The organism is Pseudomonas helleri, assembly GCF_009600315.1.
GTDB lineage: Bacteria > Pseudomonadota > Gammaproteobacteria > Pseudomonadales > Pseudomonadaceae > Aquipseudomonas > Aquipseudomonas helleri_A.
Map to the genome: position 1 here is coordinate 59,119 of NZ_WIWC01000011.1, position 23,227 is coordinate 82,345.

General features: G+C 58.2%; 22 protein-coding genes. 12 read left to right on the plus strand and 10 right to left on the minus strand.

The features are described 5' to 3' along the window. Nucleotides 1–127 precede the first annotated feature (127 nt). From hutC to GHN86_RS09445, 12 genes are all read left to right on the plus strand, one after another. Nucleotides 128–796, plus strand: coding sequence for a histidine utilization repressor (gene hutC, locus GHN86_RS09390; RefSeq protein WP_397462741.1), 669 nt, complete (start codon nt 128–130; stop codon nt 794–796). 297 nt (nt 797–1,093) lie between these two features. Next, complete coding sequence (gene hutU, locus GHN86_RS09395) at nt 1,094–2,785, plus strand: urocanate hydratase (RefSeq protein ID WP_323369236.1); 1,692 nt, start codon at nt 1,094–1,096, stop codon at nt 2,783–2,785. Nucleotides 2,786–2,847: 62 nt separating this feature from the next. Further along, a complete protein-coding gene (gene hutH / locus GHN86_RS09400; RefSeq protein ID WP_323369228.1) occupies nt 2,848–4,380 on the plus strand; it encodes a histidine ammonia-lyase in 1,533 nt (510 codons plus the stop codon). Between the two features lie 36 nt (nt 4,381–4,416). After that, complete coding sequence (hutI, locus tag GHN86_RS09405) at nt 4,417–5,616, plus strand: imidazolonepropionase (RefSeq protein WP_153378095.1); 1,200 nt, start codon at nt 4,417–4,419, stop codon at nt 5,614–5,616. Nucleotides 5,617–5,625: 9 nt separating this feature from the next. Next, nucleotides 5,626–6,435, plus strand: coding sequence for an N-formylglutamate deformylase (gene hutG / locus GHN86_RS09410; RefSeq protein ID WP_323369227.1), 810 nt, complete (start codon nt 5,626–5,628; stop codon nt 6,433–6,435). A 209-nt stretch (nt 6,436–6,644) separates the two neighbouring features. Further along, entirely contained in the window at nt 6,645–7,616 is a 972-nt protein-coding gene (gene pip / locus GHN86_RS09415; RefSeq protein ID WP_153378094.1) for a prolyl aminopeptidase, read from the plus strand. Next, nucleotides 7,613–8,050, plus strand: a complete 438-nt coding sequence (gene dtd, locus GHN86_RS09420; protein WP_153378093.1) for a D-aminoacyl-tRNA deacylase — start codon at nt 7,613–7,615, stop codon at nt 8,048–8,050. Before pip ends, dtd begins: the two co-directional genes overlap by 4 nt. Nucleotides 8,051–8,280: 230 nt before the next feature. Further along, complete coding sequence (locus GHN86_RS09425; protein ID WP_323369226.1) at nt 8,281–10,005, plus strand: glucan biosynthesis protein G; 1,725 nt, start codon at nt 8,281–8,283, stop codon at nt 10,003–10,005. Next, a complete protein-coding gene (gene mdoH, locus GHN86_RS09430) occupies nt 9,998–12,550 on the plus strand; it encodes a glucans biosynthesis glucosyltransferase MdoH (protein ID WP_153386472.1) in 2,553 nt (850 codons plus the stop codon). Before GHN86_RS09425 ends, mdoH begins: the two co-directional genes overlap by 8 nt. A gap of 196 nt (nt 12,551–12,746) precedes the next feature. Next, entirely contained in the window at nt 12,747–13,544 is a 798-nt protein-coding gene (locus tag GHN86_RS09435) for a transporter substrate-binding domain-containing protein (RefSeq protein WP_153378090.1), read from the plus strand. An 86-nt stretch (nt 13,545–13,630) separates the two neighbouring features. Beyond that, on the plus strand, nt 13,631–14,590 hold the full coding sequence (locus GHN86_RS09440; protein ID WP_397462740.1) for an amino acid ABC transporter permease: 960 nt from the start codon (nt 13,631–13,633) through the stop codon (nt 14,588–14,590). Further along, on the plus strand, nt 14,583–15,317 hold the full coding sequence (locus tag GHN86_RS09445) for an amino acid ABC transporter ATP-binding protein (protein ID WP_323369224.1): 735 nt from the start codon (nt 14,583–14,585) through the stop codon (nt 15,315–15,317). Before GHN86_RS09440 ends, GHN86_RS09445 begins: the two co-directional genes overlap by 8 nt. Before the next feature lie 104 nt (nt 15,318–15,421). Here the strand turns inward: GHN86_RS09445 and GHN86_RS09450 are convergent, their stop codons facing one another. The 10 genes from GHN86_RS09450 to ubiE all read right to left on the minus strand — a co-directional run bounded on the left by GHN86_RS09450 (nt 15,422) and on the right by ubiE (nt 23,219). Then, the gene (locus tag GHN86_RS09450) at nt 15,422–16,981 is read right to left on the minus strand and encodes a methyl-accepting chemotaxis protein (RefSeq protein ID WP_153378088.1); all 1,560 of its coding nucleotides are present in this window, start codon (nt 16,979–16,981) and stop codon (nt 15,422–15,424) included. A gap of 204 nt (nt 16,982–17,185) precedes the next feature. Further along, nucleotides 17,186–17,896: a 16S rRNA (uracil(1498)-N(3))-methyltransferase gene (locus GHN86_RS09455; protein ID WP_323369223.1), complete on the minus strand. Its 711-nt coding sequence runs from the start codon at nt 17,894–17,896 to the stop codon at nt 17,186–17,188. Then, entirely contained in the window at nt 17,893–18,693 is an 801-nt protein-coding gene (gene tatC / locus GHN86_RS09460) for a twin-arginine translocase subunit TatC (RefSeq protein WP_153378087.1), read from the minus strand. The genes GHN86_RS09455 and tatC overlap by 4 nt, the downstream gene beginning before the upstream one ends. Before the next feature lie 4 nt (nt 18,694–18,697). Then, nucleotides 18,698–19,105 carry a Sec-independent protein translocase protein TatB gene (gene tatB, locus GHN86_RS09465; protein WP_153378086.1) on the minus strand — a complete coding sequence of 136 codons (408 nt, stop codon included), beginning with the start codon at nt 19,103–19,105 and terminating at the stop codon, nt 18,698–18,700. Between the two features lie 10 nt (nt 19,106–19,115). After that, nucleotides 19,116–19,394: a twin-arginine translocase TatA/TatE family subunit gene (locus GHN86_RS09470; protein ID WP_153378085.1), complete on the minus strand. Its 279-nt coding sequence runs from the start codon at nt 19,392–19,394 to the stop codon at nt 19,116–19,118. Nucleotides 19,395–19,418: 24 nt separating this feature from the next. Continuing rightward, nucleotides 19,419–19,751 (minus strand): phosphoribosyl-ATP diphosphatase, encoded by a 333-nt coding sequence (locus GHN86_RS09475; protein ID WP_153378084.1) that lies wholly within the window; start codon nt 19,749–19,751, stop codon nt 19,419–19,421. Then, nucleotides 19,744–20,145, minus strand: coding sequence for a phosphoribosyl-AMP cyclohydrolase (gene hisI / locus GHN86_RS09480; RefSeq protein WP_122785219.1), 402 nt, complete (start codon nt 20,143–20,145; stop codon nt 19,744–19,746). Before hisI ends, GHN86_RS09475 begins: the two co-directional genes overlap by 8 nt. Nucleotides 20,146–20,224: 79 nt before the next feature. Next, the gene (gene ubiB / locus GHN86_RS09485) at nt 20,225–21,829 is read right to left on the minus strand and encodes a ubiquinone biosynthesis regulatory protein kinase UbiB (RefSeq protein WP_153378083.1); all 1,605 of its coding nucleotides are present in this window, start codon (nt 21,827–21,829) and stop codon (nt 20,225–20,227) included. Next, nucleotides 21,826–22,449, minus strand: coding sequence for a ubiquinone biosynthesis accessory factor UbiJ (locus tag GHN86_RS09490; RefSeq protein WP_153378082.1), 624 nt, complete (start codon nt 22,447–22,449; stop codon nt 21,826–21,828). The genes ubiB and GHN86_RS09490 overlap by 4 nt, the downstream gene beginning before the upstream one ends. Further along, nucleotides 22,449–23,219 (minus strand): bifunctional demethylmenaquinone methyltransferase/2-methoxy-6-polyprenyl-1,4-benzoquinol methylase UbiE, encoded by a 771-nt coding sequence (ubiE, locus tag GHN86_RS09495; protein ID WP_122785216.1) that lies wholly within the window; start codon nt 23,217–23,219, stop codon nt 22,449–22,451. The genes GHN86_RS09490 and ubiE overlap by 1 nt, the downstream gene beginning before the upstream one ends. Between the last annotated feature and the right edge of the window lie 8 nt (nt 23,220–23,227).

Below are 23,227 nucleotides of genomic sequence, written 5' to 3' on the forward strand. Positions count from 1 at the left end.
TAAACTCCGGCAAGCTGCGTCCCTCATGTCTCAACAAGGATTGTCTGTGTCGACTTCGCCCGTCGTGCCCTCGCTGGCTGCCCACGTGGGCGATAGCCCAGCGCCACTTTACGCCCGTGTAAAGCAGATGATTACTCATCAAATCCAGAGTGGAAACTGGCCACCGCATCACCGTGTGCCCTCCGAAAGCGAACTGGTCAGCCAGTTGGGGTTCAGCCGCATGACCATTAACCGGGCGCTGCGCGAAATGACCGCCGACGGTTTGTTGGTGCGCATGCAGGGTGTAGGCACCTTCGTGGCCGAGCCAAAAACCCAGTCTGCATTGTTTGAAGTGAACAACATCGCCGATGAAATTGCGGCTCGCGGGCATCTGCACAGTTGCAAAGTCATCAGCCTGACGGAAGAAACTGCCGGCTCGGAACGTGCTGCGGCGCTCGGCATGCGCGAAGGGCAGAAGGTGTTTCATTCGTTGATCGTGCATTACGAAAACGGTGTTGCCGTGCAAATCGAGGATCGTTTCGTCAACGCCCTCGTGGCGCCGGACTACCTCAAGCAAGACTTCACCGTACAAACCCCCTACGTCTACTTGTCTCAAGTCGCCCCCCTGACGGAGGGCGAGCACGTGGTCGAAGCGATTCTGGCTGACCCGCAAGAATGCGTAATGCTGCACATCGAGCCGGGTGAGCCCTGCTTGCTGATTCGTCGTCGTACCTGGTCAGGGCGTCAGCCTGTCACCGCAGCCCGATTGATTCATCCCGGTTCCCGTCATCGGCTTGAAGGGCGCTTTAGTCAATAAAAGGACGACGCTTGAAGCTCTTTTGCGCGCCCCAACCTGTTACCGACTGCCTCAAAAAAATGCCAATCCCTCTCCAGTAACACCTCATATTTATACCGTTGGGTTGAGCCAGATATGTCCCACGCCTTGATTCACGGGCTTCACGTCGGGTCTGAATAATTTGTTGGGCCCTTCGCTGGCGTTGGTCATTTACTTGCATATGCTTGTATGTACAAGTTAATAGGGGCGCATGACCTATCTCATTCAGCGCCTCTGCCCATCGTTGAGGAGTGCCCCGTGACGTCAACCACCCCACACGTGTCTGCCGGTTTCACCCGTCACCGCGAGGGCGAAATTCGCGCCGCCCGTGGCACTCAGCTCACGGCAAAAAGCTGGATGACCGAAGCACCGTTGCGGATGCTGATGAACAACCTCGACCCGCAAGTGGCCGAGAACCCGACGGAGTTGGTGGTGTATGGCGGTATTGGTCGGGCAGCGCGTAACTGGGAGTGCTACGACAAAATCGTCGAAAGCCTGACTCACCTCAACGATGACGAAACCCTGCTGGTGCAGTCGGGGAAGCCGGTAGGTGTGTTCAAAACCCACAGCAACGCGCCCCGGGTGCTGATCGCCAATTCCAATCTGGTGCCGCATTGGGCCACGTGGGAGCACTTTAACGAGCTCGACGCCCAAGGCCTGGCCATGTACGGGCAGATGACGGCGGGCAGCTGGATCTATATCGGCAGTCAGGGGATTGTGCAGGGCACGTACGAAACCTTCGTAGAAGCCGGTCGCCAGCATTACAAAGGCAGCCTCAAAGGCAAATGGGTGCTGACCGCAGGACTGGGCGGCATGGGAGGTGCGCAACCGTTGGCCGCTACCCTGGCCGGGGCATGCTCGTTGAACATCGAATGTCAGCAAAGCCGTATCGATTTCCGCCTGGCCACCCGCTATGTCGATGAACAAGCCACAGATCTGGATGACGCACTGGCACGTATCGCGACCTACACCGGCGAAGGCAAGGCGATTTCCATCGCCCTGTGTGGCAACGCCGCCGAACTGCTCCCTGAAATGGTTCGCCGTGGCGTGCGCCCGCACATGGTCACCGATCAAACCAGCGCTCACGATCCGCTCAACGGCTACCTGCCCAAAGGCTGGACGTGGGAGCAATACCGCGCCCGCGCCGTGACCGACCCGGCAGCGGTGGTCAAAGCCGCCAAGGCGTCAATGGGTGAGCATGTGCAAGCCATGCTGGCCTTTCAGAAAGCCGGCATTCCGACCTTCGATTACGGCAATAACATTCGTCAGATGGCTAAAGATGTGGGCGTCGAAAACGCCTTCGACTTTCCGGGCTTTGTACCCGCCTATATCCGCCCTCTGTTCTGCCGAGGTGTCGGCCCCTTCCGTTGGGTCGCGTTGTCGGGTGAGGCCGAAGACATTTACAAAACCGACGCCAAGGTCAAAGAACTGATCGCGGACGATGCCCATTTGCACAACTGGCTGGACATGGCCCGCGAGCGCATCAGCTTTCAGGGCTTGCCGGCGCGCATCTGCTGGGTCGGCTTGGGTCAGCGCGCCAAACTGGGGTTGGCCTTCAACGAAATGGTGCGCAGTGGCGAGTTGAAAGCCCCCATCGTGATTGGCCGCGACCATCTGGATTCCGGCTCGGTGGCCAGCCCGAACCGCGAAACCGAGGCGATGCAAGACGGCTCGGACGCGGTGTCCGATTGGCCGCTGCTCAACGCCTTGCTCAATACCGCCAGCGGTGCGACGTGGGTGTCTTTGCACCACGGCGGTGGGGTGGGCATGGGCTTCTCGCAGCATTCGGGCATGGTCATTGTGTGTGACGGCACCGACGAAGCAGCCGAACGCATTGCGCGCGTGTTGCACAACGACCCGGCCACGGGGGTGATGCGCCATGCGGATGCGGGTTATGACATCGCCATCGACTGCGCCAAGGAACAAGGCTTGAACCTGCCGATGATTAGCCAGGCTCGTAGCCGCTGCTGAAGAGCGCGAACCCTGCGGCAGCGGCTACATCGCGGTTTTTTCATTTCGCCAAGGAGTCCACCGTGTTTGAGCTAAATTTGATCCCCGGCCAGTTGAGCCTTGCTCAACTGCGTGACATTTATCAGCAACCGGTAAGCCTTCGTCTGGACGACTGCGCCAGCGCACCGATTGATGCCAGTGTGGCGTGCGTTGAGCAGATTCTTGCCGAACACCGCACGACCTATGGCATCAATACCGGTTTTGGCTTGCTGGCTTCGACCAAAATCGCCAGTGAAGATCTGGAAAACCTTCAGCGTTCATTGGTACTTTCCCACGCGGCCGGCATTGGCGAGCCGATCAGCGATGCATTGGTGCGCTTGATCATGGTGCTCAAGGTCAACAGCTTGAGCCGTGGTTACTCAGGGATTCGCCGCGTTGTGATCAATGCATTGATCGCCCTGATCAATGCTCAGGTGTATCCGCATATTCCGCTGAAAGGCTCGGTGGGTGCTTCCGGCGATTTGGCACCCTTGGCACATATGTCGCTGGTGCTGCTGGGCGAGGGCAAAGCGCGTTATCGGGGCGAATGGCTGGATGCGGTCAGCGCCCTGAAACAAGCCGGGCTTGAGCCGCTGACACTGGCGGCCAAGGAAGGGCTGGCCCTGCTTAATGGCACGCAGGTGTCAACGGCCTACGCTTTGCGCGGTCTGTTTGAGGCAGAAGATGTATTTGCAGCCGCGATCACCTGCGGCAGTTTGACGGTGGAAGCCGTACTGGGTTCGCGCTCGCCGTTCGACGCTCGCATTCACGAGGCGCGTGGCCAGCGCGGGCAAATCGATGTGGCGGGCATGTACCGCGACCTGTTGGGCGCGAGCAGTGAAGTGTCCTTGTCGCATAAAAATTGCGACAAGGTGCAAGACCCCTATTCGCTGCGCTGTCAGCCTCAAGTAATGGGCGCGTGCCTGACCCAGTTGCGGCAGGCCGCCGAGGTGCTGGGCATTGAAGCCAATGCCGTGTCGGATAACCCGCTGGTGTTCGCCGAGCAGGGTGATGTGGTCTCCGGTGGTAACTTCCACGCCGAACCGGTCGCCATGGCGGCTGACAATATGGCGCTGGCGATTGCCGAAATTGGGGCGCTGAGCGAGCGTCGCATTTCGTTGATGATGGACAAGCACATGTCGCAACTGCCGCCGTTTCTGGTGGCCAATGGCGGGGTCAACTCTGGTTTTATGATCGCCCAAGTCACCGCCGCCGCCTTGGCCAGCGAGAACAAGGCGTTGGCCCACCCTCACAGCGTCGACAGCATTCCGACCTCGGCCAATCAGGAAGACCACGTATCAATGGCCCCGTCTGCGGGCAAGCGTTTGTGGGAAATGGCTGAAAATGTACGCGGTGTATTGGCTATTGAATGGTTGGCGGCGTGTCAGGGCTTGGACCTGCGTGGCGGCCTGAAAACTTCCGCCAAGCTCGAAATGGCCCGCTCCACCCTGCGCAGCAAAGTCGCGCACTACGACAAAGATCGTTTTTTTGCCCCGGATATAGAGATCGCCCTGCACCTGCTGGTCACCCGCAGTCTGAACACTCTGATACCGACTGGCGTATTGCCTAGTCTGTAGTGTCAAAGAATGGCGTCTCAAACAAGGACCGATTGAATGAAAACCCTTTGGCAACACTGCAATATTGCGACTATGGCTGATGGCGCTTACTCGATTATCGAAGACGCGGCCATCGTGACGTACGAGGGGTTTATTGAGTGGATCGGCCCGCGGGTGCATGTACCAGAGGCCGAATACGCACAGACCCACGGGCTGGAAGGTGCCTGGGTGACGCCGGGCCTGATCGATTGCCATACCCATGCGGTATTTGGGGGCAACCGCAGCGACGAATTCGAGCAGCGCCTGCAAGGGGTGAGCTACGCCGACATCGCGGCGGCGGGCGGCGGCATTGCCAGCACTGTGCGTGCGACCCGGGCGGCGACAGAAGATGAGTTGTTCGACAGTGCCCGACAACGTCTGGCGTGTTTGCTGCGTGACGGTGTAACCAGCGTCGAGATCAAATCCGGTTATGGCTTGAGCCTTGAGAGCGAACGCAAGATGTTGCGGGTGATTCGTCGTCTGGGCGCCGAGTTGCCGGTCACTGTGCGCAGCACTTGTCTGGCGGCCCATGCATTGCCGCCGGAATACAAGGATCGTGCTGACGACTATATAGAGCATATCTGCACCGAAATGCTGCCTGCGCTGGCGGCTGAAGGGTTGGTGGACGCGGTGGATGCGTTCTGCGAGTACCTGGCCTTTTCCCCTGCGCAGGTTGAACGCGTGTTCACGGCGGCAAGGCAAATGGGCTTGCCCGTCAAACTGCATGCCGAGCAGTTATCGTCCTTACACGGTTCCAGTTTGGCGGCGCGCTATCGGGCGCTGTCGGCGGACCATCTGGAATTCATGACTGAAGAAGATGCCATTGCAATGGCCCGCGCGGGCACCGTGGCGGTGCTGTTGCCGGGCGCGTTCTACTTTTTGCGTGAAACGCAGCAACCGCCGATGGATGCCTTGCGCAAGCACGGGGTGAAAATCGCCATTGCCAGTGACCTTAATCCGGGGACATCGCCAGCGTTGTCGCTGCGTCTAATGATGAACATGGCGTGCACCTTGTTTCGCATGACCCCGCAAGAAGCCCTGGCAGGCGTTACTTTGCATGCGGCGACGGCGTTGGGCATGGGAGAAACCCACGGTTCGCTGGAGCCGGGCAAAGTGGCCGACTTTGTGGCCTGGAACATAGATCGTCCGGCAGACCTGTCCTATTGGTTGGGCGGCGATCTGGACAAACTCGTTGTACAAAAGGGTGTTGAGCGTTAGGAGACGGTTGTGGACAAGGTACTGACATTCAAACAAGGCCGAGTGCCCTTGCTGATCAGCATGCCCCACGCGGGCTTGAAGTTGACGCCTGCGGTCGAGGCCGGGCTGGTGGATGAGGCGCGTAGCTTGCCGGACACCGATTGGCATATGCCACGGCTCTATGAGTGTGCAGCAGAGCTGGGCGCCAGTACGTTGGCGGCTGAGTACTCACGCTTTGTGATCGACCTTAATCGTCCTGAAGACGATGCGCCGCTCTACGTGGGGGCGACCACGGGGTTGTTTCCGGCCATTCTGTTTAGTGGCGTGCCGCTGTTCCGTGAAGGGCAAGCGCCTGGCGCTCAAGAGCGTGCGACGTACCTTGAGTTGATCTGGAAGCCTTATCACCAGACTTTGCAGCAGGAATTGGAGCGCCTGAAGAACGAGTTCGGTTATGCCCTGTTGTTTGATGCGCATTCGATTCGTTCGCGCGTAGCGCTTTTATTTGACGGGCGCTTACCGGATTTCAATGTGGGTACTTTTAGTGGGTTGAGCTGCGATCCGGGGTTGGCTCATGAGCTTGAAGCGATCTGTGCGCAGCATCCGGCGTACAGCCATGTGCTGAATGGGCGTTTCAAGGGCGGGCATATCACGCGTTATTACGGCCGCCCTGTGGAAAACATCCATGCGGTGCAGCTGGAGTTGGCGCAGTGCACCTATATGGAGGAGTTTGAGCCGTTCAACTACCGGGAAGACCTGGCGGGGCCAACGCAGGGGGTGCTTAAGCAATTGCTGGGGCGGATGATTGAGTGGGGCGCTGAACACAAAAGCCCCTCACCCTAACCCTCTCCCGGAGGGAGAGGGGACTTAATAGTGGCGGTTTCAAGTTTTGTACAAATCAGCCCCCTCTCCCTTTGGGAGAGGGTTGGGGTGAGGGCAGGCATGCGCCGCCAATCCCAAGTCCATACCCCGACTAAGCGAATGCTCATTCCGACAATCGGGTTTATGATGCCAGACGGCAACATTTTCCAGCCTTCCCCATGGAGTGCGTAATGCAGACCTTGTTCCCGCAGATCAAACCTTACGCCCGGCATGAACTGGCCGTTGACGGGCCGCATGTGCTGTACGTTGACGAAAGCGGTACACCTGACGGCTTGCCGGTGGTGTTTATCCACGGCGGGCCGGGGTCGGGCTGCGATGCCAATAGCCGCTGTTATTTCGATCCGGGCGTGTACCGCATCATTACGTTCGATCAGCGCGGGTGCGGACGCTCAACGCCTCACGCCAGTCTTGATCGCAATACAACGTGGGATCTTGTCGCCGACATGGAGCGGATTCGTCTGTTCCTGAACATCGACAAGTGGGTGCTGTTTGGCGGCTCATGGGGTTCCACGCTGGCGCTGGCCTATGCACAAAGCCATGCAGAACGCGTTCATGGCCTGATTCTGCGCGGGATATTCCTGGCCCGGCCGCAAGAAATCGAATGGTTTTATCAAGCGGGCGCCAGCCGGATTTTTCCGGACTATTGGCAAGATTACATCGCGCCTATTCCCGAGGACGAACGCCACGACCTGCTGAACGCTTTTCACAAACGCCTCACAGGCAACGACCAGATTGCTCAGATGCACACCGCCAAGGCGTGGTCGACCTGGGAAGGCCGTGCTGCAACGTTGCGACCCAACCCGCAAGTGGTTGAGCGCTTCTGCGATCCGCATCGGGCACTGTCCATTGCCCGGATCGAATGCCATTACTTTGTGAACAATGCCTTTCTGGAACCCAATCAACTGTTGCGCGACATGCACAAGATTGCCCACTTGCCGGGCGTGATCGTGCATGGACGTTACGACATGATCTGCCCGCTGGATAACGCCTGGGCGCTGCATCAAGCGTGGCCGGGCAGCGAACTGCAAGTGATTCGCGAAGCTGGGCACGTGGCCTCTGAGCCGGGCATCACCGATGCCTTGGTGCGTGCCACCGAACAAATGGCGCGAAGCCTGCTCAACTTGCAGCCGGACGAAGCATGAAGGGGCTTTTACAGCGTGTGACGGGCGCACGGGTAGAGGTAGCAGGAGAGGTTGTTGGTTCCATTGATCAGGGTTTGCTGGTGCTGGTCGCCGTCGAACCCGGTGACACGCCAGCCAATGCCGCCAAGCTGTTGCACAAGCTGCTCAACTATCGGGTGTTCAGTGATGCCGACGGCAAGATGAACCTTTCTTTAAGTGATGTGGGCGCAGGGTTGCTACTGGTATCGCAATTCACGTTGGCCGCCGACACTCAAAGTGGCCTGCGGCCAAGCTTCTCTACGGCAGCCCCGCCTGCACTGGCCGAAACGTTATTCAACCACCTGCTCAGTGAGGCCAAACGGCTTCATCCAACGGTCGCATCCGGGCGTTTTGGCACCGACATGCAGGTGCATTTGGTCAACGACGGGCCTGTTACGTTTCTGTTACAAACTTAAAACGTTAAAAAACCCTGTTTTCACGTGAAAACAGTGGTTTTTCACGTGAAATACTTGCTGACAGTAGATGCGTTGTCACGCGGGCTGCTAGATAATCCCACGTTACACAGAGGCTAATCCGACGCGCCAAAGGAATTATTCTTCCCCTGAGCAGTCGGAACAGTGCTCGCCAACCCGGCATGTAGATCGCTGGCCGTTGGTTTCATCATCTGTTTTCGGCGAGGTTGCTCGTGATTGTTAGACCATTAAATGCACCAAAAATGTCTGCCAAGCGGTTACGCAACGCACTGGTGACGGGCTCAGCGCTTTTCTGCTTGCTCGGTGCGGGTCAACTGTGGGCCTTCAGTCTGGATGACGTGGCGGCAGAGGCTAAAACCCTCGCCTCACAGAAATACCAAGCACCGCGCAGCAATTTGCCCAACGAGTTCCGCGACATGAAGTTCGCGGACTATCAAAAAATTCAGTTCAACCGCGACAAGGCTCAATGGGCGGGCGATAAAACACCGTTCAAGCTGTCCTTCTATCACCAGGGCATGCACTTCGACACGCCGGTGAAAATCAATGAAGTGACCGCCACCAAGGTTGAAGAGATCAAGTACGACCCGAGTCGTTTCGATTTCGGCGACGTCAAATTCGACCCCAAAGCCACTGAAAACCTGGGCTGGGCTGGTTTCCGCGTGCTGTATCCGATCAACAAGGCGGATAAGCAGGACGAAATCATGACCATGCTGGGCGCGAGTTACTTCCGCGTTGTGGGCAAAGGTCAAACCTACGGCCTGTCGGCCCGTGGCATGGCAATCGACACCGCATTGCCCTCTGGCGAAGAGTTTCCGCGTTTCACCGAGTTCTGGATCGAGAAGCCAAAGCCGGGTGACAAGCATCTGGTGATCTTTGCCTTGCTGGATTCGCCACGTGCCACCGGCGCCTACCGCTTTACCCTGCGTCCAGGTGTAGACACCGTGGTCGACGTGAAAGCGCAAATGTTCCTGCGTGACAAGGTGGGCAAGCTGGGCATCGCTCCGCTGACCAGCATGTACCTGTTCGGCGCGAACCAGCCGTCCAAAGTGCTGAACTACCGCCGCGAACTGCACGATTCGTCGGGTCTGGCCATTCATGCCGGCAACGGCGAGTGGATCTGGCGCCCGCTGAACAATCCGAAACACTTGTCGGTCAGCAACTTCGCCGTTGAAAACCCGCGTGGTTTCGGCTTGCTGCAACGTGACCGTGACTTCAGCAATTACGAAGACCTCGATGACCGTTACGACAAGCGCCCAAGCGCGTGGATCGAGCCGCAAGGTGATTGGGGCAAAGGCTCCGTTGACCTGGTAGAAATTCCGACTGCCGACGAAACCAACGACAACATCGTTGCGTTCTGGAGCCCGGCGACTCTGCCTGAGCCACTCAAGCCTTTCGACTTCGCCTACCGCCTGCACTGGACGCTGGACGAAGCCGCGTTGCACCCGACTGACAGCGCCTGGGTTGAGCAAACCCTGCGCTCGACCGGCGACGTCAAGCAATCCAACCTGATCCGTCAGCCGGACGGCAGCGTGGCTTATCTGATCGACTTCAAAGGCCCATCGCTGAGCGCCTTGCCTGAAGACGCCGCAGTGCGCAGCCAAGTCAGCGTCGGCGACAATGCTGAACTGGTTGAAAACAACGTGCGTTACAACCCTGAAACCAAGGGCTGGCGCTTGACCCTTCGGTTGAAAGTCAAAGACCCGAGCAAGGCCACAGAAATGCGTGCTGCGCTGGTTCAGGATGTCGAGCAAGCCCCGGCGGCCAAGCCGGCAGCGCCTGCAACCAAGGCTGAGAAAGCCGCGGCAAAGGCTCATGACAAGCACGCCAAGGACGCCAAAGCCCCTGCGGCCGACGCTACCTCCGCCACCCTGGAACCGGTGAAGACTGAAAAAGTCCTGACCGAGACCTGGAGCTACCAGTTGCCTAGCGATGAGTAATGTTCAAGCCCGGCCAGACTCGCTTGCCGAGTACCTGGCGCACCTGCCACTGAGCGAGGAGCAGCGCGCCGAACTGGCCGACTGCACGTCGTTCGACGAACTGCACGCACGGTTGTCGGCGCAAACCGACCTGGACACCGCCGAGGCCGCAGAGGCCTCGGTGGGCTCGCGCCTTAAACTGACTTCGGCAGCTGAACTCGAAGAAGCAGAAATGCTTGTGCTCGATGCCAGCGGCCGGGTGATGCTCAAGGCCACGCCACCGATCAAGCGCACCAAAGTGGTGCCTGAGCCGTGGCGTACTAATATTCTGGTACGCGGTTGGCGGCGCCTGACCGGGCGTAGCAATCCGCCCAATCCGGCCATTGACGAGCGCGTTTTGCCCAAGGCCCGCTGGCGTACGGTGGGTTCGATCCGCCGTTACATCCTGCTGGTGCTGATGCTGGGTCAAACCATCGTGGCCGGCTGGTACATGAAAGGCATCATGCCGTATCAGGGCTGGTCGTTCGTTGACCTGGACGAAGTGCTGCACCAGCCGTTGATGCAAACAGCGGTGCAAGTGCTGCCTTATGCCCTGCAAACCAGTATTTTGATCCTCTTCGGGATTTTGTTCTGTTGGGTATCGGCGGGTTTCTGGACGGCCTTGATGGGCTTCCTTGAGCTGCTGACCGGGCACGACAAATACCGCATTTCCGGCGCCAGCGCTGGCAATGAGCCGATTCCTGAGCAGGCGCGTACCGCACTGGTCATGCCGATCTGTAACGAAGACGTGACCCGCGTATTCGCTGGTTTGCGGGCGACCTACGAATCGGTCGCAGCCTCGGGCGACCTGGATCGCTTCGACTTCTTCGTTCTCAGTGACAGTAACGATCCTGACATTTGTGTCGCCGAGCAACAGGCCTGGCTGGATGTTTGCCGCGAAACAGAAGGCTTCGGCCGGATTTTCTATCGCCGTCGTCGCCGTCGTGTGAAACGTAAAAGTGGCAACCTCGACGACTTCTGCCGTCGCTGGGGCGGCGATTACAAGTACATGGTGGTGCTCGACGCAGACAGCGTGATGAGCGGGGAATGTTTGACCAGCCTGGTGCGCTTGATGGAAGCCACGCCAGATGCCGGCATCATTCAAACCGCGCCACGTGCGTCGGGCATGGACACCTTGTACGCACGCATGCAGCAGTTTGCGACCCGGGTATACGGGCCGCTGTTCACCGCCGGTCTGCACTTCTGGCAGTTGGGTGAATCCCACTACTGGGGCCACAACGCCATCATCCGCATGAAGCCTTTTATCGAGCATTGCGCCTTGGCGCCGTTGCCGGGTAAAGGCGCGTTTGCGGGCGCGATCCTGTCCCACGACTTCGTTGAAGCCGCGTTGATGCGCCGTGCCGGTTGGGGTGTGTGGATTGCCTACGACCTGCCGGGCAGCTATGAAGAATTGCCGCCGAACCTGCTGGACGAACTCAAGCGTGACCGCCGCTGGTGCCACGGTAACTTGATGAACTTCCGCCTGTTCCTGGTTAAAGGCATGCACCCGGTTCACCGTGCGGTGTTCTTGACGGGCGTGATGTCATACCTGTCAGCGCCGTTGTGGTTCTTCTTCCTGCTGCTGTCGACGGCCCTGCTGGCGGTCAACACGCTGATGGAACCTCAGTACTTTATGGAACCGCGTCAGCTGTATCCGCTGTGGCCACAATGGCACCCGGAAAAAGCGGTTGCGCTGTTTTCGACCACGATCGTCCTGTTGTTCCTGCCCAAACTGCTCAGCATCATTCTGATTTGGGCCAAGGGCGCCAAGGAGTTCGGCGGCAAGTTCAAAGTCACGCTGTCGATGCTGCTTGAGATGCTCTTCTCGGTGCTGCTGGCGCCCGTGCGCATGATCTTCCACACCCGTTTTGTACTGGCCGCGTTCCTCGGCTGGGCAGCGACCTGGAACTCACCGCAACGTGACGATGACTCCACGCCGTGGAGCGAAGCGGTACGTCGTCATGGCCCGCAGACCCTGTTGGGTGCCGCGTGGGCTGCTTTGGTGTTGTGGTTGAACCCAAGCTTCCTGTGGTGGCTGGTGCCGATTGTCGGTTCGCTGATGCTGTCGATCCCGGTGTCGGTGATCTCCAGCCGGGTCAAGCTGGGCCTGAAGGCGCGTGACGAGAAACTGTTCCTGATTCCTGAGGAATACGCTCCGCCGCGTGAATTGTCGGCGACGGCTGAATACACCGTCGAAAACCGCTACCACGCGTTGCATGACGGGTTTGTTCGGGCTGTGGTTGACCCGCAACAGAACGCATTGGCTTGCGCTTTGGCGACCTCGCGTCACCGTGAGGCCGAGCCGATTGAGTGGCTGCGTACTGAACGGGTGCGTCACGCGCTCAAAGTAGGGCCTAAAGGAGTTACCAATAACGAGCGTATGGCGTTGTTGAGCGATCCTGTGGCGCTGGCTCGCCTGCACGCGCTGGTATGGAACGAAGCGCATGAAGACTGGCTGAATGCCTGGCGTGAGTCGGTGACTGCCGACGCCCACGCGCCTTTATTGCCGTTGCAGCCTGCGGCTTGATGTAGACACAAACCCCGCTTCGGCGGGGTTTTGTTTTTATGCGCGCGCTATCTCCCGCTTGTCGCGCTTTTATCGTTCAAAACTCGTCTCGTTACCCTTGTGTGGGGTAGCATCCGTCTCCGAACAGGTGAGTGCCCGGGTTTATGGTTTTTGCCCAGGCCAACACCTTTAATTGAGTCGTGTGAGGGGAGTGAGGATGAAGGCGTTTCTATCGAAACTGTTGGTCGGGGTCACGGCGGTATTGGCGATCAGTACCGCTCATGCAGGCGCTATTGATGACGCCGTTAAACGCGGCACGCTCAAGGTGGGCATGGACCCGACTTACATGCCGTTCGAGATGACCAACAAACGCGGTCAGATCATTGGTTTCGAAGTCGACATTCTCAAAGCCATGGCCAAGTCCATGGGCGTTAAGCTGGAGCTGGTGTCCACCGGTTATGACGGCATCATCCCGGCGTTGATGACCAACAAGTTCGACATGATCGGCAGCGGCATGACCCTGACGCAGGAGCGTAACCTGCGCCTGAACTTCAGCGAACCCTTCATCGTTGTGGGTCAAACCCTGTTGGTGCGCAAGGAACTGGCTGACAAGATCAAGTCCTACAAAGACCTCAACGACCCGCAATACCGCCTGACCTCGAAAATCGGCACCACGGGCGAAATGGTTGCTCGCAAGCTGATGTCCAAAGCCCAATACCACGGCTACGACAATGAGCCTGAAGGCGTTCTGGACGTGGTCAATGGCAAGGCCGATGCCTTTGTCTACGACGCGCCTTACAACGTTGTCGCCGTGAACAAGTTCGGCAATGACAAGCTGGTGTTTCTCGACAAGCCTTTCACCTACGAACCTTTGGCTTTTGGTCTGAAGAAGGGTGATTACGACAGCATCAACTTCATCAACAACTTCCTGCACCAGATCCACGAAGACGGCACCTACGATCGCATCCATGACAAGTGGTTCAAAGACACCGCCTGGCTCAAAGACATGGAATAAGCGCAGTTCCCTGTAGCCGCTGCCGCAGCCTTCGGCAGCGGCCACAAATAGCAGACCGCGCTGCCCTTTACGGAAATATTTAAGTGATCAAACAGAAAAAAGCCCAATGGCCCTGGCACGTATTGACCGTGCTGGTGCTCATCGGCCTGGCCGGTGCGTTGTATTACGCCACTTCGCTGATGTCCTATGAATGGCGTTGGAACCGGGTACCGCAATACTTCGCCTATCAGGCAGAAGAAGCCCAGCGGGCCGCTGAAACCTCCACCGTCACTGAAGTGATACGCAACGGCGGCAAAGCCGAAGTCGTGCTGCGTGGCGACGATGGTCAAGAGCAACGCCTCACCGTTGCCGACAACAGCCTGCAACTGGCCGAAGGCGACGATGTAGAAGAAGGTGAGGTGGTTGGCGTGACCCGGCACTGGGCGGCCGGGCCGTTGTTGCTGGGGTTGTGGACCACCATCTGGTTGTCGCTGGTATCCGGGGTGTTGGGCTTGATTATCGGGCTGGCCACGGGGCTGTGCCGGTTGTCGAATAACCCGACTCTGCGTGACCTTTCGACGTTGTATGTCGAACTGGTACGCGGCACACCGCTGCTGGTACAAATTTTCATCTTCTATTTCTTTATTGGCACGGTGCTCAACTTGTCCCGCGAATTTGCCGGGATTGCCGCACTGTCGCTGTTTACCGGGGCCTACGTGGCCGAGATTGTGCGTTCGGGCGTGCAGTCCATCGCCCGTGGGCAAAATGAAGCGGCGCGCTCGCTGGGGCTTAATGCCAGCCAGTCGATGCGTTACGTGGTGTTGCCGCAAGCGTTCAAACGCGTGCTGCCGCCACTGGCCGGGCAATTTATCAGCTTGGTCAAAGACACCTCGCTGGTGTCGGTGATTGCCATTACCGAACTGCTCAAAAGCGGTCGTGAAGTCATCACCACCTCGTTTTCGCCGTTCGAAATTCTGTTCTGCGTCGCGGGCCTGTACCTGTTGATTAACCTGCCGCTGTCGCATTTGGCCAGCCGGCTTGAGCGGAGGCTCGCGCAAAGTGATTGAAGTTCGCGAACTGGTAAAAATCTACGATACCCGCGGGCATATCGTTCGTGCGGTGGACAACGTCAGCACCTCGGTGGCCAAGGGCGAAGTGCTGGTGGTGATTGGCCCGTCCGGTTCGGGCAAATCGACCTTTCTGCGTTGCCTGAACGGGCTGGAAGAGTTTGACTCGGGTTCGGTCAGCATCGGCGGCCTGGATTTGGCCGACCCGAAAACCGACGTTAATGCCTATCGGCGTGAAGTCGGCATGGTGTTCCAGCATTTCAACCTGTTCCCGCACATGACCGTGTTGGAAAACCTCTGCCTGGCGCAAAAAGTGGTGCGCAAGCGCGGCAAGGCCGAGCGTGAGGCCAAGGCCCGCGAGCTGCTGGAAAAGGTGGGTATCGGGCAAAAGGCCAATGAGTTCCCGTCACGGCTTTCGGGCGGACAGCAGCAACGTGTAGCGATTGCCCGTGCGTTGGCGATGGACCCCAAGGTGATGTTGTTCGACGAGCCGACCTCGGCGCTGGACCCGGAAATGGTCGGTGAAGTGCTGGACGTGATGAAGACCTTGGCCCGCGAAGGCATGACCATGGTCTGCGTGACCCATGAAATGGGCTTTGCTCGAGAAGTGGCGAACCGCGTGTTGTTCTTTGACCACGGTAAATTACTGGAAGATTCAGCGCCGGAAGCGTTCTTCAACGCACCCAAAGACCTGCGCGCTCAGGCGTTTTTGCGTCAGGTGCTTTAAAAGCCCCTCACCCTAACCCTCTCCCAAAGGGAGAGGGGACTGATCTGCTTTGGGCTTTAGCCCCCTCTCCCTCCGGGAGAGGGCTGGGGTGAGGGTCAGCTTTTTTAAACTTTAAACCGCCCCACTAACCCTTGCAGATGCGAGCCCAGTCGCGCCAGCTCAACACTCGACGCGGCAGTCTCTTCACTTGCCGCTGCGGTCTGTTCCGACACATCCCTGACATTCAATACACTGCGGTTGATCTCTTCGGCCACGGCGCTTTGCTGCTCGGCGGCGGCCGCAATCTGCTGGTTCATCGCCTGAATGGCCGACACGGTGCGGTTGATATTGCCCAGCGATTCACCCGCACGGCGAGTCAACTCAACACTGCTGTCCGTTAAGGCACGGCTGTTATCCATGCTGCTGGAGACTTGCAACGTACCGCTTTGCAACCCGGCGATCAGTTCTTCGATTTCTTCCGTGGATTTTTGTGTGCGCTGGGCAAGGCTGCGCACTTCGTCGGCAACCACCGCAAAACCACGACCTGCCTCACCGGCGCGCGCCGCCTCGATGGCCGCGTTGAGCGCCAGCAGGTTGGTTTGCTGGGCCACAGATTTGATCACATCAAGCACACTGCCAATCTTGTCACTTTCGCGCTTGAGATGGCTCATGGCTTCTGTGGAGTGACCCACTTCGATGGCCAGTTTTTCAATCTGGGCAATCGCCTCGCCCACCACTTTGTCGCCTTCGCGTGCTTGTTGATCCGCCGCCACAGCCGCTTCCGAGGCTTCTTCAGCATTGCGCGCCACTTCCTGCACCGTGGCAGTCATTTCATGCATGGCGGTGGCGACCTGGTCGGTTTCAACTTTCTGACTGTTGACCCCGGCACTGGTTTGTTCCGTCACGGCCGAGAGTTCTTCAGCCGCGCTGGCAATCTGGGTCACGCCATCGCTGATGCCGCCAATCAACTCGCGCAGGCCTTCGGTCATGCCTTGGACCGCTTGCTGAAGCTGGCCCAGTTCGTCGCGCCGATCCGTACGGGTGTCCTGCGTCAGATCACCGGCAGCTACGCGTCTGACGGTCTTGAGGGTGTGTTGCAGCGGGATAACGATCTGCCGGGTGATGGCCCATGCGGCCATGATGCCTACCAGTAAGGCCAGCACGGTGCAGATTGTCAGAAGACGTTTGGCCTGATCACTGTCCTGGTCGCGCTTGGCGGCTTGCAGTGTGGAGAGCTTTTGGCTCAACTCGATCAGGTTAGTACCTTGGCGGTGCATGCGCGCAATCGACTGTTCGCCCTCTTGAGCAAGACTGGCCAACGCCTGCCGGTAGTCGCTCACGGCAGCCACTTGCTGCTGCACCAGCTCGATGTCATCGGGTGAAATAAGCTGATTGCGCGATGTCTCAAGCGCAGTGTCCAGTTCATCTAAGTGCTTATTGACGTTGTTCAGGTTGGCTTCGCTTGCTTGCAGCTCATAGTCGAGACGAGCAATGCGCAAATCTTTGGTCAGCCCGATGATCTTTGAAAGATTGGCCAGTTTATCGCCCCGGTCAATCACCGAGACCAGTCCGTTCCAGCCTGTCGCCGCGATCAGCAAGGTCAAAACAAGCACGAGGCCAAAGCTGACACTGAGTTTGCGGTTGACGCTGATATTGCCGAGAAGTTGAACCAGCCGACGGTACATGATGACGCTCCTTTGATGGGCTCGACGACAAGCCGTCCATTGCCTACAGAAGGCATCGGCTTGTTAGGGAGGAACTGTAGGCGCTTGGCTTTAAAGTGTGACGAGCGTCACCTGTAGTCGCTGCCGAAGGCTGCGATAGGTCCGCAGGACCTTCGTATTGGGCAATCTCGCAGCCTTCGGCAGCGACTACGAGAGGGGGTAGAGTCAGAACAATCTGGCAAGCAGGGCGGTGACGGCGGTTTCGACCCGCAGGATACGGGCGCCCAATTGCACCGGTTGTAAACCGGCCTTGGCCAGCAGGTCGATTTCGTAAGGAATCCAGCCGCCTTCAGGGCCAATGGCCAAGGTCACAGGCTGTTCCAGTCCCCGTGGACACGCCGGGTAATCGCCCGGATGGCCGACCAGCCCCAATGTGCCCTCAACCAGCGCGGGCAGACGGTCTTCGACGAAGGGTTTGAAGCGTTTTTCGATGACAATCTCGGGCAGTACGCTGTCGCGGGACTGCTCCAAGCCCAGAATCAACTGCTCGCGAATAGCTTCGGGCTCCAGGAATGGCGTTTGCCAGAAGCTCTTTTCAACCCGGTAACTGTTGACCAACACCACTTTGGGGACGCCCATCGAAGCGATGGTTTGCAGGACGCGGCGCAGCATCTTCGGGCGTGGCAAGGCCAGTATCAAGGTCAGCGGCAGCTTTTCGGGCGGTGGCTGGTCAAGGCTGAGGATTTGCAGTTCGGCTTCCTTGGCCTCCAGCCGCAGCAACTGCGCATTGCCCATCAAGCCACCAATACGTCCGACTCGCAGGTTGTCGCCAACCACCGCGCGGTGAACGTCCTGCATGTGCGTCAAACGGCGGTCGCGCAGGATGACGCGGTCGTCAGCGATGAAGTCAGCCTCTTCGAGGAGCAGCAGGTTCACGCTTGCGGCGCTGGCGGTTGGGCGTTGTTATCACGCTCGGACTGCTCGTCCGGGTGGTCGCCACGCTTGTTCTTGCTGACCAGGCTGCCAAACAGGATGCCAATCTCAAACAGCATCCACATCGGAATCGCCAACAAGGTCTGCGAGAAAATATCCGGCGGGGTCAGAATCATCCCGACCACAAAGCAGCCGATGATCACGTAAGGGCGGATTTTGCGCAGGTATTTGACGTCGACAATGCCGATCCACACCAGCAGCACTACGGCCACGGGTATTTCAAAGGCCACGCCAAAGGCGAAAAACAAGGTCATGACGAAATCAAGGTAGCTGCTGATGTCGGTCATCATGGCCACGCCTTCGGGCGTGGCGGCAGCGAAAAATTTGAACACCAGCGGGAACACCAGAAAGTAAGCGAAGGCCATGCCGGCGTAGAACAGAAAGATGCTCGAAACCAGCAGCGGCACGGCAATGCGTTTTTCATGCTTATACAGGCCGGGCGCGATAAAGCCCCAGATCTGATGCAGGATCACCGGAATCGCAATAAACAGCGACACCATCATGGTCAGTTTCAGGGGCGTCAGAAAGGGCGAGGCCACATCAGTGGCGATCATGGTGGCGCCCACCGGCAGGTATTCACGCAAGGGCGTGGAAACCAGGGTGTAGATCTGCTGAGTGAAGGCGAACAAGCCGGCGAAGATGATGAAAATCGCGGCGATGCAGCGCAACAGACGGGTACGCAGCTCAGTCAGGTGCGAGACCAGCGGCATTGGCTGGTCGTGTTCAGGCTTATCGCTCATGCGCTTAAGGGGCTCGCGGTGGCAGGGTGGGGTCGTGGGGCGCTGCCGGTTGAGACACTGTGTCGGATGGCGTCTTGTTCAGGCTGATCGGCGTATGGCTGACCGTTTCGACAGGCACTGACGGCTCGGGTGTGTGGTTTGGCGTGAGCGGTTTTACGGCGTCCTGAAGCGGGGCCAATATCTTCTTGGCTTCCTCTTCCATCGACAGAATGTGCTCGTTGTGCAACTGACGACGAATCTCGTCGGCACCGATTTCACGCTCCACTTCTTGTTTGATCGCATTGAAACTGCGCTTCAAACGACCGATCCACAGGCCCGCCGTGCGTGCAGCTCCTGGCAGGCGCTCGGGGCCGAGTACCAGCAAGGCCACCAGGCCAACGAGCAGCAGTTCACTGAAGCTGATACCAAACATTAGAGTCTGCTCACACGTCTTTGCGGGTCGGCTCTTCGACTTTCTGCGCCTGCACATCAATGGTGTGCGGCTCGTTCAGCGTCGAAGTGGTGTGGGGTTGCGGCGCAGCGGTGGGCTGTGCAGGCGGAACCACAGGCTCGGCAGGCTTATCGTCGTCGTTCATGGCTTTGCGAAAGCCCTTGATCGATTCACCGACGTCCGTGCCCAGGTTTTTCAGTTTTTTGGTGCCGAAGACCAGTACCACGACTACCAGAATGACGATCCAGTGTTTCCAGTCAAAAATACCCATGATCTTTTGCTCTCCAAAACAAGGTTAGGCGGATGGCCGCGAGGCTTTTTCCACGTGGCCGGAAGTGCCGATACGACGCTCCAGTTCATCCAGTACAGCCTGAGGGTGCTGACCCAGTTGGGCGAGCATGATCATGCTGTGGAACCATAGATCGGCAGTTTCATAGATAACATCGCTGCAATCGCCGCTGATCGCAGCATCTTTGGCGGCGATGATGGTTTCAACCGACTCTTCGCCGACTTTTTCCAGAATCTTGTTCAAGCCCTTGTGGTACAGGCTGGCGACATACGAGCTGTCAGGCGTGGCGCCTTTACGTGCTTCGAGCACTTGGGCTACACGGCTCAGGGTGTCATTCATGGGAGTGTCCTGCGTGGTAAATGGCGTGCGGGTCTTTAAGCACTGGATCGACGGTCTTCCACTCGGCGTTTTCATACACACGGTAGAAGCAGCTTTGACGTCCGGTATGGCAGGCGATGTCGCCGATTTGCTCGACCATCAGAATGATCACATCAGCGTCACAGTCCAGGCGCATTTCATGCAGCTTTTGCACGTGCCCTGACTCTTCGCCCTTGCGCCACAGTTTGCCACGCGAACGTGACCAATAAATGGCACGGTTCTCAGCAGCAGTCAGGCTCAGCGCTTCGCGGTTCATCCAGGCCATCATCAAGACGCGCCCGGTTTTGTGATCCTGGGCAATTGCCGGCACCAGGCCGTCGCTGTCCCATTTGATTTCGTCCAGCCACTCTTTCATGTTCGACTCCGACAACCGGCCTTAACCCTCTGGTCAAGGCTCGGTGAATTCACAGTTTGCCAGCCTCGCCCGGGGCTGGCTATCGGCGCACGATCAGATACAAGCCTACCGCCAGCATGATCCCGGCGGGCCAGTAGCCCAAGGTGTGCAGCGGGCCAACACTGGCCAGTAACGCACCTGCGGCCAAATGCCCGGCACCGAGCAAGCGCAGGAACCAACTGTCCCTCGGCTCGCTGATCACCAGCTTCTGATTTTTGGCATGGGGTTGCGACATACGCTCCAGCAAATCGCGGGTCATGTCGGCCAAATGCGGTATCTGCTCGACCTGACTGTGCAGGTTGCGCAATACGGTTTTAGGGCTGTAGCGCTCACGCATCCAGCGCTCCAGGTACGGCTGGGCGGTGCTCCACAGATCTAGGTCCGGGTACAGCTGGCGACCCAGCCCTTCGATGTTCAACAGGGTTTTTTGCAACAACACCAACTGCGGCTGAACTTCCATATTGAAGCGTCGGGCCGTCTGGAATAGACGCATCAACACCTGACCAAAGGAGATTTCTTTCAAGGGTTTTTCGAAAATCGGTTCGCACACGGTACGAATGGCCGCTTCAAATTCATTGAGTTTGGTGTGCGCAGGCACCCAGCCCGAATCGATATGCAGTTGTGCAACGCGGCGGTAGTCGCGCTTGAAAAAGGCAAACAGGTTGCGCGCCAGATAATCCTGATCTTCAGGGGTCAGGCTGCCGACGATGCCGCAGTCGATGGCGATGTATTGCGGGCTCCACGGGTTGACGGTGCTGACAAAAATATTGCCGGGGTGCATGTCGGCATGGAAAAAGCTGTCGCGGAACACTTGGGTGAAGAAGATTTCGACCCCGCGCTCGGCCAACAGCTTCATATCGGTGCGTTGATCGGCGAGGGCGGCCATATCCGTGACCTGAATCCCGTAGATGCGCTCCATCACCAACACTTTTGGTCGGCACCAGTCCCAGTAAATCTGCGGTACGTACAGCAGCGAAGAGCCTTCAAAGTTGCGTTTGAGCTGGCTGGCGTTGGCCGCTTCACGCAACAGGTCAAGTTCATCGTAAATCGTCTTTTCGTAATCGCTGACCACGTCGACCGGGTGCAGCAGACGTGCGTCTGCGCTCAGGCGTTCGGCAATCCTGGCCAGAATGAACAGCCAGGCCAGGTCTGAACCGATAATCGGTTTTAGACCGGGGCGCACTACCTTGACCACGACCTCTTCGCCAGTCTTTAGCTTGGCCGCATGAACTTGCGCCACAGACGCCGAGGCCAGAGGCTCAATGTCAAATCGGCTGAACACGTCGCTGATTTTGGCGCCGAGTTGCTCTTCGATCAGCTTGACCGCAACCTGCGGGTCGAACGGCGGCACGCGGTCTTGCAACAGCATCAACTCATCGGCGATGTCTTGCGGGAGCAAATCGCGGCGAGTGGAGAGAATTTGCCCAAACTTGATAAAGATGGGTCCCAAATCCTGCAAGGCCAGACGCAACGCAGCGCCGCGGTTCAGCTCTAGCTTTTTGCGCGGGAACCAGCGCCACGGCAGCACGAAGCGCAGTGACAGCATCCACCACGGCAAGGGCAGTGCGAACAGCAGGTCATCCAGACGGTAGCGAATGACGACGCGCTGGATACGAAACAAACGGCGTATGGCAAGCAACTTCATGCGTTATCGCTGGTATTGAGGGACCGGCAGAGGCGCTCGAAGCGGGCCTCAAGACGATCCAGGTCGAGTTTGAGTTGGTCGAGTTCATCAAAGCGCGCTTGCGCTTCTCGTTCTCCGACCAAAGTGCGAGCTTCTTCACTCAGGTATTCAGCGAGGTTCTGATTGAGGCTGGCAAAACCTTGCTGATACCAATTGGCGCGGCTGCGCACATGGCCACCGACCAAGGCAGTCGCAACAGGGCCGATCCAGCGCGAGAGCTCGTATTCCCAGTCCAGTTCCAGATCTTGCAGAACAGCTGCCAGTGCCATCAACACATGGCTGTCGCCTTCAAGCTCGACCTCAGGGCCGTGCAGTATGCTGGTTTTGTCTTTGCTCAAGGCCAAGCGCAGCAGGCTGGAGGCAGGGGCACGCAAGGTGCAATCGGCTTCGGCTGCCCAGTGGGCAGCCAACAACAGGCCTTCATCGCTGGGCAGAATAAACAGGCGCAGCGCGGGGCTGGCGCATTCAACGGCAATGACCTTGCCGGTCAGCGGCCGCAAGCGAGCCAGCGCGGTGCTGTCCAATCGCAAGACACGATTGATGCCGGTTTCAACGCTGGCGAGAAGGCCCCTGAGCAACATCAGGGTTTGATGCCGCGGTGCAGTGCAACGATGCCGGACGTCATGTTGTGATAGGTCACACGGTCAAAACCGGCTTCAACCATCATCGACTTGAGCGTCTCTTGATTCGGGTGCATGCGGATCGACTCAGCCAGATAGCGGTAGCTTTCCGGATCATTGAGGATCAGCTTGCCGACCATTGGCATAAAGGCGAACGAGTAGGCGTCATACACCTTGGACATCAGCGGGTTGGTCGGCTTGGAGAACTCCAGTACCAACAAGCGGCCGCCCGGCTTGAGCACGCGCAACATGGAGCGCAGCGCGTCTTCTTTGTGGGTCACGTTGCGCAGCCCGAAAGCGATGGTCACGCAATCGAAATAGTTGTCCGGAAACGGCAGCTTTTCAGCGTCGGCCTGAACGAACTCGATGTTGCCTGCCACACCTTTGTCCAGCAGACGGTCACGGCCAACCTTGAGCATGGAGGCGTTAATGTCGGCCAGCACCACTTGGCCGGTCGGGCCAACAAGGTGCGAGAACTTGCGTGCCAGATCGCCGGTACCGCCAGCGATGTCCAACACCTTGTTGCCCGGACGCACGCCCGACAATTCGATGGTGAAACGCTTCCACAAACGGTGCATGCCACCCGACAGAACGTCGTTCATCAGGTCATATTTACCGGCTACGGAGTGGAAAACCTCGGCGACTTTTTCCGCTTTCTGGCTTTCGGGAACGTTTTTGAAGCCGAAGTGTGTGGTGGGTTCGGCATCGCTGCCTTTGCGCTGATCAGTCATATCGCTGT

What these genes read in the sequence shown, in the direction of transcription:
- GHN86_RS09435 (WP_153378090.1), top strand. Translation starts at nt 12,747, where the DNA reads ATGAAGGCGTTTCTATCGAAACTGTTGGTCGGGGTCACGGCGGTATTG.
- dtd (WP_153378093.1), top strand. Translation starts at nt 7,613, where the DNA reads ATGAAGGGGCTTTTACAGCGTGTGACGGGCGCACGGGTAGAGGTAGCA.
- ubiB (WP_153378083.1), bottom strand. Translation starts at nt 21,829, where the DNA reads ATGAAGTTGCTTGCCATACGCCGTTTGTTTCGTATCCAGCGCGTCGTC.
- GHN86_RS09470 (WP_153378085.1), bottom strand. Translation starts at nt 19,394, where the DNA reads ATGGGTATTTTTGACTGGAAACACTGGATCGTCATTCTGGTAGTCGTG.
- pip (WP_153378094.1), top strand. Translation starts at nt 6,645, where the DNA reads ATGCAGACCTTGTTCCCGCAGATCAAACCTTACGCCCGGCATGAACTG.
- GHN86_RS09450 (WP_153378088.1), bottom strand. Translation starts at nt 16,981, where the DNA reads ATGTACCGTCGGCTGGTTCAACTTCTCGGCAATATCAGCGTCAACCGC.
- hutI (WP_153378095.1), top strand. Translation starts at nt 4,417, where the DNA reads ATGAAAACCCTTTGGCAACACTGCAATATTGCGACTATGGCTGATGGC.
- tatC (WP_153378087.1), bottom strand. Translation starts at nt 18,693, where the DNA reads ATGAGCGATAAGCCTGAACACGACCAGCCAATGCCGCTGGTCTCGCAC.
- GHN86_RS09490 (WP_153378082.1), bottom strand. Translation starts at nt 22,449, where the DNA reads ATGTTGCTCAGGGGCCTTCTCGCCAGCGTTGAAACCGGCATCAATCGT.
- tatB (WP_153378086.1), bottom strand. Translation starts at nt 19,105, where the DNA reads ATGTTTGGTATCAGCTTCAGTGAACTGCTGCTCGTTGGCCTGGTGGCC.
- GHN86_RS09475 (WP_153378084.1), bottom strand. Translation starts at nt 19,751, where the DNA reads ATGAATGACACCCTGAGCCGTGTAGCCCAAGTGCTCGAAGCACGTAAA.
- hisI (WP_122785219.1), bottom strand. Translation starts at nt 20,145, where the DNA reads ATGAAAGAGTGGCTGGACGAAATCAAATGGGACAGCGACGGCCTGGTG.
- mdoH (WP_153386472.1), top strand. Translation starts at nt 9,998, where the DNA reads ATGAGTAATGTTCAAGCCCGGCCAGACTCGCTTGCCGAGTACCTGGCG.
- ubiE (WP_122785216.1), bottom strand. Translation starts at nt 23,219, where the DNA reads ATGACTGATCAGCGCAAAGGCAGCGATGCCGAACCCACCACACACTTC.
- hutC (WP_397462741.1), top strand. Translation starts at nt 128, where the DNA reads ATGATTACTCATCAAATCCAGAGTGGAAACTGGCCACCGCATCACCGT.